Consider the following 1,740-nt stretch of genomic DNA (forward strand, 5'->3'; position numbering starts at 1 on the left):
GCTGGCCGAGCTGCATGTGCACGGGGTAGCGCTCGACTGGCGTGCGGTGTTGCCGGGTGGGCGGCGGGTGGAGCTGCCGACCTACGCCTTCCAGCACCACTGGTACTGGCCCCAGGGCGCCGGTGACCGCGCGGGGAATGTGGCGGCGGCGGGCCTGGCGGCTGCGGGGCATCCGCTGCTGGGTGCGGCGGTGGGGCTGGCCGGTTCCGATGGGGTGTTGCTGACCGGCCGGTTGTCGCTGCGGTCGCATCCGTGGCTGGCCGATCACGCGGTGATGGGTTCGGTGGTGGTGCCGGGCACGGCGTTCCTGGAGTTGGCGATCCGGGCGGGTGATCAGGTCGGTTTTGATGTGGTGGAGGAGCTGACGCTGGCCGCGCCGTTGGTGCTGGGTGAGCGGGACGCGGTGGCGGTGCAGGTGTGGGTGGCTGCCGCCGCGGAGTCGGGCCGTCGTGGTGTGAACATCTACGCGCGGCCGGCGGAGGCGGCTGAGGATGAGCCGTGGGTGGAGCATGCCGCGGGGATTTTGGCGGTGGATGGCCGGCGCGCGGGGGCCGATGGCCGGGGTGTGGAGTTCGACACCGTGGTGTGGCCGCCGCGTGGGGTGTCGGCGATCGAGCTGGACGGGTTGTACGAGCGGCTGGACGGGGACGGGCTGAGCTATGGGCCGGTGTTCCAGGGGTTGCGGGCTGCCTGGCGGGGTGAGGGTGGTGAGGTGTTCGCGGAGGTCGCGCTGCCCGGGCAGGTGGAGTCGAGCGCGGGTTCGTTCGGCGTCCATCCGGCGCTTTTGGACGCTGCGTCGCATGCGGTGACCTTCGCCGGGCTGGACGATTCCGAGGGCAGGCGGTTGCCGTTCTCCTGGGGCGGAGTGTGCCTGCACGCCAGTGGCGCCTCGCTGCTGCGAGTGCGGCTGGCCAAGACGGGCGACGATTCGGTTTCGGTGAGCGCGGTGGACGCCACCGGGGAGCCGGTGCTGTCGGCACGTTCACTGGTGCTGCGGCCGGTCTCCGCCGATCAGCTCGCGGTCGCCTCCGGCGGTCGAGGGACGGGGCGGGACCCGCTGTTCGAGGTGGAGTGGTCGCCGCTGACGGAGCTTTCGACGGCCGATGCGGTGCCGGTGGCGGTGCTCGGTCTCGACCTCCTAGGGGTCGCCGCCGCCTGGGAGACGGTCGGTCAACCGGCTCAGGTTCACGCGGATCTGTCGGTCCTGGCGGATCCGGTACCCAGCGTGATAATGGCCGAGGCGATCTCGGACCCGGCGTGCGGGGTGGTGGAGTCGGCGCATGAGCTGGCCGCCCGGATGCTGGATCTGGTGCAGCGATGGCTGGTCGATGACCGGTTCGTCGACTCCCGTTTGGTGGTTCTCACCAGTGGTGCGATTGAGGCGCGGGAAGAGGACGCGGTCACTGATCTGCCGGCGGCCGGGGTGTGGGGTCTGGTGCGCAGTGCGCAGTTGGAGAACCCGGGCCGGTTCGTGCTGGTGGACGTGGATGGGCGGGAGTCTTCGCTGTCGGCGCTGCCGGAGATGTTGGCCTGGGTGCTGGCGTCGGGTGAGCCGCAGGCGGTGGTGCGCGGCGGTGAGGTACTGGTGCCGCGTCTGGCGGGGGTGGTGCCGGGCTCCAAGGTTGCCGACGCGGCGGGCCGGGTCTGGGATCCGGAGGGGACGGTGTTGATCACTGGTGGGACCGGTGGTCTGGGTGGGTTGTTCGCGCGGCATGTGGTGGCCGAGCGTGGGGTGCGGCG

Annotated in this window: 1 protein-coding gene; it reads left to right on the top strand. The window is 71.6% G+C overall.

Annotated elements, in window-relative coordinates; all coding sequences use genetic code 11:
- Positions 1-1,740 (top strand): polyketide synthase dehydratase domain-containing protein (locus ABZU75_RS46315; RefSeq protein ID WP_355569944.1); only part of this gene is annotated, 1,740 nt, incomplete at both ends.

Source organism: Streptosporangium sp. NPDC005286 (assembly GCF_040607515.1).
GTDB lineage: Bacteria > Actinomycetota > Actinomycetes > Streptosporangiales > Streptosporangiaceae > Streptosporangium.